Raw genomic sequence first — 7,326 nt, 5'->3', positions numbered from 1 at the left:
ACAAACAACAAAACGATTGTTCAAATAAACAAAACACTAGTTTTTGAGCAGACTAAAATTCATTTTTACCGAGATGGATTTTCAGAAGAAATTGTTTCGGCAAAAATAAAGAATTCACAATTTAAACTTTTAGACTCTATTTGTATTGGAACAAAAGCAAAAAAACTTGAAAACCAAATAGGAATAAAATTAAAAACTGATTTAATAAAAATCAGTAACTTAGAGCAAACTTCTGTTTTCATTTTTAAATTTGAAAACGGTATACTAGATACAATAGATTATGAAAATTATTTGGATTAAAAAATGTGATTGCCAACACAGTATATAAAAATTGCTGTTTTTAGACTTTACCAAAGTTAGTTGCTTTTTTTGCTCGCTTCTGATGCCCCTTCCGAAAACCTTCGCATACAAAACTGCAACTAAGCATACACATATACGATTCGCCTAAAAACAAACTCAAATTGTTACATGTCAATTCTCGCCCATAGAGATAGGTATTATCTAATCTACTATTTTTGATTTGAACTAAAATTAAAAAAAGATGAAAACAACAACATTTCTAACATTTGTAGGTGATCAATGCGGAAAGGCTGAAGAAGCGATAAATTTCTACACTTCTATCTTTCCGAATTCGGAAATTAAAAGCATAACAAAATACTTAGAAGGAGAGGCTGGAGGAACACCAAAGCTTATCAAATATGGCATTTTCACATTAAATGGCACTGAGTACATGGTTTCCGAAAGTAATTATAATCACACTTGGTCATTTACACCTGGAGTATCACTGTTCGTTGAATGTAACTCAGAAAATGAGATACAAACTCTATTCGAAAAGCTTTCTTCTAATGGAGGTCAGATAATGGTTCCTCTTGATAACTATGATTCGGGAGATTATGGTTTTGGTAAAAAATTCGGATGGTGTGAAGATAAGTTTGGTATTTCATGGCAACTTAACCTTTCAGAATAAATTCTGAATTATAATATAAGCTGCCCAACTTGAAAGAATAAACGAAATGAAAATAGAAAAATAACTATTGCCAACTAAAAAAGGAAATATTTTGAAGCCTGAAGCAAAAGAGAGAAATTTGAGTTGGAAGGCAGGTAATATGAGTAAGAAATTATGATGGCGAATGCGTAATTAAATTATTAAAAAAAACAGATTAAATGAAAGTTACATCTGAACAAAATATTAAGAGAAGATAAATAAAGACTAGCTACTAAACAATAGATATCATTATACATTCGACAATGAAAAACAAATATCTTATTTAGACAAGTTGCATAGATAATAGGAACCAAAGAAAAGAAGGTAATAGAAATTATGTCAAAACCAAAGACAATTTACACAGGGAAAGACGTAATGGATTTTGTAAATTCATACGTTGAAAACGAACAGAAAAAAGCCGATAGTTTCCATTTGATAGAATTAATGCAAGAATGGTCTGGCTCAGAACCCAAAATGTGGGACCGACCATTATCGGATTTGATAACTATCATTACAAATATGCAAGCGGTCACGAAGGAGATGCTCCAATTCTTGGGTTTTCTCCAAGAAAAGCAGCCTTTTCACTCTACGTTTATTCTGCAACAGAAAGAAGCGAAAAACTTTTAGCCGACCTTGGTAAATTTAAAATGGGCAAAGCCTGTATTTATGTAAAAAAACTTAAGGACATAAACATTTCTACTTTACAAGAACTCTGCATAGAATCAATTAAATACATTAATGAGCATCACGAATGTTCTTGTAAAAAAAAATAACAGACGATTAACAAAATACATAAAATTGTTTCTCTCAAACAAGCTGTAGATTTAGATAAAATTCTAAATGACTTGAGTGAAATGGAATCCGTTTAAAGTTTAATCTCAATAGATAACTGAATAAAAGAGACTAAAACACTTTATAATAAACTGAAAAATAGTGTGCAAACAATAGCAATTCTATACCAAGACAAACTTCCACCTATTAAAGATGGGATTCAAAAACCAATTAAGCCAGGTGGATATTCCGATAGCGGAGCAGATATTGCTTACGAATTGAAAAAAAACGGTATAAATATCGTTACACCTGTCAGCAATCCAGATATTAAAAATGATTTTGATTGGGTATTTCCAGACACAAAAAAAGGAATTCAAAGTGCATTAGACAAAGGCGCGAATACACTTTGGCTAAATACCGTTTTATACAAAAACCACGATATAGAGAGCTTTTTTAACCGAAACATTCAATTTATTGGACAAGTACCAAATGAAGTAGATATTTACGACGACAAATATTTTACTAACGAGTTTTTAAGGATAAATAAAATTGCTATTCCTAAAACCAAATTGATTTCAATTGAGAATTTAACCGATTACTCATTAGATATTGACTTTCCGATGATTGTTAAACCAATAAGAGGACGAGGTAGCCAAGGTGTTTCATTGGTGAAGAACCAAAAAGAATTAGACGACAAACTAAACGACATATTTACCAGCAAAACATATGGAAATATGGTATATGTTGAGCAATTTTTAAGTGGTCAAGAAATAACAGTTACAGTAATGCCTTCTGGTAATTATCTAATTGACAATGAAGAAAAGACCTTTAAAAGCCCTTGGAGTCTTCCTGCTGTAAAAAGATTTAACCACAAAGATGGAGTCGCACCTTATAATGGTATTGTAGCGGTAATGAAAAATAGTTTGGTTCTCGAAAATAGCGAACTAAATTCTGAAAAAATTATCACTGTTTATCGTCAATGTGAAAAAGCAGGTGCATTGTTAAATATCAAAGCTCCTATTCGAATAGATTGTCGTGCAGACAAAAGCGGGAATTACTTTTTGTTCGACTTAAATATGAAACCAAATATGACTGGACCATCAAGACCACATAGACAAAATCAAGATAGTTTAACTTTATTGGCTTCGATAAAAATTGGATGGAACTATATCGATTTATTGAAAAACATGCTTAAACAGACATGGAAAGCCAATTGCTAGTAAAGAGCTGAGTTAAAAACAATCTATTTTAATTTATAAGTAACAAAATTAATCCATAATTAAAGTCGATTAACTGTATCTTTAATCGCAATATGAAACGTCTCCTCAGTTACATTTATCCAGTAACAAAAACAGTAGTATCTCAATACAGTGGCTCATTAGAAATCACATGGTATAATGGCAAAAAACACCTCAATTCTAAAAATGCCAATTACAGTTATGGGTCGTTACAGCGTATTCTAAAATTTGGGCTAGAAAAAGTTAATCTATCTAAAGTTAATTCTATTTTAGTTTTAGGAATGGGAGGCGGAAGTGTTATTGAAACACTGAGAAGGGACTTTAATTATATCAAACACATTGATGCTGTAGAAATTGACCCTGTAATCATTGATATTGCAAATACAGAATTTGGAATTTGTGAAGATGAAGCACTTAAGATTCATTGCGCTGATGCTTTTGAGTTTATTAGAACCAACAACAAAAACTTTGACCTCATCATCGTTGATTTATATATAGATTTAAGCGTTCCTGATAATGTTATAAGTACAGAATTTTGGAATAATGTTATACAATCAAAATCTTCAAAAGGCAGCATTATTTTTAATGCTTCTGTAGGAGATTCAAAAGACAATTCTATTAAAACTTTAATCGACTATATTAAATCAAAAGTCTTTAAAGTTGATGTCTATAAAAACGTAAATAACACCAATACACTTATTATTACAAGATCACTGTAAACGTTTGTAAGCGAATATTTTGTAACTTGTAAATCTTATGACGTATAACCTGAGTAAAGCAATTGAAATCTTAGAACAAACACCGAAAACCTTAAGGTCATTTTTAGGGGATTTGTCTGATGAATGGATTTATTGTAATGAAGGAGAAAACACATGGTGTGCTTTTGACATTGTTGGACATTTAATACATGGTGAAAAAACCGATTGGATAACACGATTGCATATAATTTTAAGTAATACAGAACCTAAAATGTTTAATCCCTTTGATAGATTTGCACAATTTGAATTATCTAAAGGAAGAACACTAATCGAATTGCTTAATGAATTTGAGAACTTAAGATATCAAAATCTCAATACCCTAAAAAATCTAAATCTAAATGAAGATCAATTGAATTTAAAAGGTCTACATCCTGAGCTCGGAGAAGTTACATCATCAGAATTATTAGCCTCTTGGGTAACTCACGATTTAGGTCACATTGCTCAAATATCTAGAGTGATGGCCAAACAATATAAAACGGAGGTTGGTCCTTGGATTAAATATATTCCTATTCTAAACGTATAATTATGCAAAAAAAATGTCCTGAGTGTGGTGATAGAATTTTAGGCAGAATTGATAAAAAATACTGTAGTGATGCATGTAGAAATGCACACAATAATCGTATTAATAAAGATTCTAAAAACCTTATTAGAAATACCAACAACAGACTACGAAAAAATTATAGAATCCTAGAAGAACTTAACCCAAATAAGAAGACAAAATGCTCTAGAGCGAAATTAATTGAAAAAGGTTTCGACTTCAGTTATTTTACAAGTATTTACACTACAAAAGCTGGTACCATATATTACTTTGTATACGACCAAGGGTATTTGCCATTAGAAAGTGACTACTATGCTTTGGTAAAACGTGATGATTAAGAACTATCCTTTAGTTGTACTGTTCCAGTTTTCTCCTTTAAGATGAAGCGCTGCTTTCAAAATATCTTTCTGACTGATTTGCCCAACAAGTTTTCCGTTTTCTACAATAGGGAAACGACGTCTTTTAGATTGCAAAAACTTATTTGCAGCATCAAATACATCCATATTTCCATCAATAGTTTCAACATTTGTAGCCATTCGTTTTTCTACATTATTATGCTCTAATGGCATGTTGTAATAACGACTTTCACTTAGTTGTTTTAGACAATCACCTTCAGAAATAATACCAACTAACTCGTGTTTGTCATTTACTACAGGTCCACCAGAAATTTTATACTTAATCAAAGACTCTACAACCTCTTGCACAGACTGGTCTGGCTTAAAGGTTATAAGATTTGTAGTCATATAATCTCTTACTTTAAGTGCAACAGGTTCTACCGAGTTTTGTTGCTTACGTGCACCTTGAAAACTTTTTATTCCCATAACATTTAATTTTAGTGTTAATCTTAAAGTTACTGAAAATTACTGGTTTATAAAAATCGGATTTCATAAGCTTTTATAATCCGTATTTTTACATCTAAATTTTACAATTATAAATTGAAAGAAAAAATTAGTGTTATTGGTAGTGGTTGGCTTGGGTTTCCTTTGGCTAAATATTTAATTAGCGAAGGGTTTATTGTAAAAGGCTCTACAACTTCTAATGATAAATTAGCCCTCTTAAAAAAGCATCATATTGATGGTTATTTAGTTCACTTGAATGAAACAGAAATTTCAGGAAACTATGCTGATTTTTTAAACGATAGTGAGATTGTTATTATTAATATTCCACCAGGATTAAGAAGACATCCTAATAAAAATCATACAAACGAAATAAGACATTTAGTATCCGCAATTGAAGATCACAACATAAAAAACGTACTTTATGTAAGTTCTACTTCGGTTTTTAATGATGAAACCCATTTCCCCGAAATTGATGATTCTACAATAGCTAACACAACATCACGTAATGGAAAGCAGCTCATTGAAATTGAACAGATGCTTCAAAATAACTCTAAATTTAATACTATAATTTTAAGATTTGGTGGTTTGTTTGATGAAGAAAGACATCCTGCCATATTCTTATCTGGAAGAAAAAACATTACAAATCCAGATGCTCCTATAAATTTAATCCATAAAGAAGATTGTATTCAAATTATTACAACTATCATAAAAAATAAAATTTGGAACGTATCCATAAATGCCGTGCATCCAAACCATCCTAATAAAAAGACCTATTATTCGGCCTATTGTAAACGGCAGAATATTCCGCTTCCAGAGTTCAATATTTCTGAAAAAAGTAAAGGAAAAATTATCAACAATTCTAACTTGGTACAGCTTTTGAACTACACTTTTAAACAAGTGCCATAGAAATTAATAGTTTTTTAAGACCTATTCGTATTAATTTTTATAGTTTTGGCGCATTAAATTTAGATTAAATTATGAAGCAGATTACAATTGCAATTGTTATGTTATTCTCAGTAAGTGTTTTTGCACAGAGCAATACTGATATGAAAAAGCATTATGAAGCGTATTACAAGCAAATGAAAAAACAAGGTGATGTGCAAGGTATTATTAATGCCATGACACATTTAAATATTTTAGAGCCTTCGGTAGCAAGACAAGATACATTAGCGTATTTATACCTTTCTGAAGGTAAGCATATACAAGCCTTAAATACAATAGGTGTAGAAAAGAATGCTACAGATTCTGATATGAATGTAGAGGTTAAGGCCTTGGCATTAAAAAACCTTAACCAGCCAAAAATGGCTTTAGAGCATTACGAAATCCTTTATAAGCGAAGTCCTAATGTATATTTAGCTTATGAAATAGCTGATATGAAAATTCAGGTTAACGATTTATCAGGTGCTAAATTAAACATTGATTATGCCTTGGCTAATGTTAAGGATGATATGAAACGTGCATTCTATGAAAAACAACAACCTTATGAAACTTCTATGAAAGCGGCTTTATTATGCTTAAAAGGGTTATTGACGTTTTCGGAAAATAAAACAGCTAATATTGATGCGGCAATAAAATTAATGAATGATGCGCTTTCAATAGATCCAAATTTTAATTTAGCCAAAGTAAGCAGACAAGCTTTAGAATCTCAAAAAGCACAAAAAGCTGCCGCAGCAGCTCAAAAGAACTAATATATATTCATTTATATCTAAAAAAATGCAGCTCAATAAGCTGCATTTTTGTTTTATCTCTTAAATTAAAAATGATGCCATCATTATAAATGCCATCAAAGATTATTCTGGCTCAATTTTATCATAAATATCGCGTTCTAACTTTTTATTGATCTGATAATTAAGATCCGAGAAAGCGATGAGTACATCCTTAACACCTAACAGTTTCGTTTTACCATCTATATTGTCTATAGTTAGGTTTTCATTTAACTTTAAAAGTTTAGTCTCTATAATTACTTGTCTTGATACAATAGGGTTTGTTTGTAATGTGTCTGGAATCCCAACCTTAAATTCCTTAATAAATGTTTTTAATAATATTTTGTCACCATTAAAGAATGATAAATCTGCCTTTTTTAAATAACTAATTTGAATAGCAAATTCTTGGTATTTTTCCCAGTTAGCCACTACTTTTTCAGCATTCTCACTTAGAACATAATCTGTATAGTCAAAATTTTCAATAGCCTTTGCTG

General features: G+C 30.8%; 11 protein-coding genes. 9 read left to right on the top strand and 2 right to left on the bottom strand.

What is annotated here, in order from left to right:
* The 7 genes from QZZ53_RS16240 to QZZ53_RS16210 form a co-directional block, all read left to right on the top strand.
* On the top strand, positions 1-300 hold a 300-nt coding region (locus QZZ53_RS16240), incomplete at its 5' end, for a hypothetical protein (protein WP_296386643.1).
* Between the two features lie 241 nt (positions 301-541).
* Entirely contained in the window at positions 542-967 is a 426-nt protein-coding gene (locus QZZ53_RS16235; RefSeq protein WP_296386641.1) for a VOC family protein, read from the top strand.
* A 494-nt stretch (positions 968-1,461) separates the two neighbouring features.
* A complete protein-coding gene (locus QZZ53_RS16230) occupies positions 1,462-1,758 on the top strand; it encodes a DUF1801 domain-containing protein (protein WP_296386640.1) in 297 nt (98 codons plus the stop codon).
* A 162-nt stretch (positions 1,759-1,920) separates the two neighbouring features.
* Positions 1,921-2,976, top strand: a complete 1,056-nt coding sequence (locus QZZ53_RS16225) for an ATP-grasp domain-containing protein (RefSeq protein ID WP_296386638.1) — start codon at positions 1,921-1,923, stop codon at positions 2,974-2,976.
* A gap of 92 nt (positions 2,977-3,068) precedes the next feature.
* Complete coding sequence (locus QZZ53_RS16220; RefSeq protein WP_296386636.1) at positions 3,069-3,713, top strand: fused MFS/spermidine synthase; 645 nt, start codon at positions 3,069-3,071, stop codon at positions 3,711-3,713.
* A 37-nt stretch (positions 3,714-3,750) separates the two neighbouring features.
* The gene (locus QZZ53_RS16215) at positions 3,751-4,275 is read left to right on the top strand and encodes a DinB family protein (protein ID WP_296386634.1); all 525 of its coding nucleotides are present in this window, start codon (positions 3,751-3,753) and stop codon (positions 4,273-4,275) included.
* A gap of 2 nt (positions 4,276-4,277) precedes the next feature.
* Complete coding sequence (locus QZZ53_RS16210; protein WP_296386631.1) at positions 4,278-4,628, top strand: hypothetical protein; 351 nt, start codon at positions 4,278-4,280, stop codon at positions 4,626-4,628.
* Positions 4,629-4,631: 3 nt separating this feature from the next.
* On the opposite strand, the gene QZZ53_RS16205 is transcribed toward QZZ53_RS16210, so the two are convergent.
* Positions 4,632-5,111 (bottom strand): CBS domain-containing protein, encoded by a 480-nt coding sequence (locus tag QZZ53_RS16205; protein ID WP_296386629.1) that lies wholly within the window; start codon positions 5,109-5,111, stop codon positions 4,632-4,634.
* 114 nt (positions 5,112-5,225) lie between these two features.
* On the opposite strand from QZZ53_RS16205, the gene QZZ53_RS16200 reads away from it, so the two are divergent.
* Entirely contained in the window at positions 5,226-6,035 is an 810-nt protein-coding gene (locus QZZ53_RS16200; RefSeq protein ID WP_296386627.1) for an NAD(P)H-binding protein, read from the top strand.
* Positions 6,036-6,106: 71 nt separating this feature from the next.
* Positions 6,107-6,817: a hypothetical protein gene (locus tag QZZ53_RS16195; RefSeq protein WP_296386625.1), complete on the top strand. Its 711-nt coding sequence runs from the start codon at positions 6,107-6,109 to the stop codon at positions 6,815-6,817.
* 102 nt (positions 6,818-6,919) lie between these two features.
* Here QZZ53_RS16195 and QZZ53_RS16190 read toward each other — a convergent pair.
* Positions 6,920-7,326: hypothetical protein (locus QZZ53_RS16190; protein WP_296386623.1), on the bottom strand; the 407-nt coding region annotated here is incomplete at its 5' end.

Source organism: Winogradskyella sp., assembly GCF_016744625.1.
Taxonomy (GTDB): Bacteria; Bacteroidota; Bacteroidia; order Flavobacteriales; family Flavobacteriaceae; genus Winogradskyella.
This window is presented reverse-complemented; position numbering and strand designations above follow the sequence as displayed.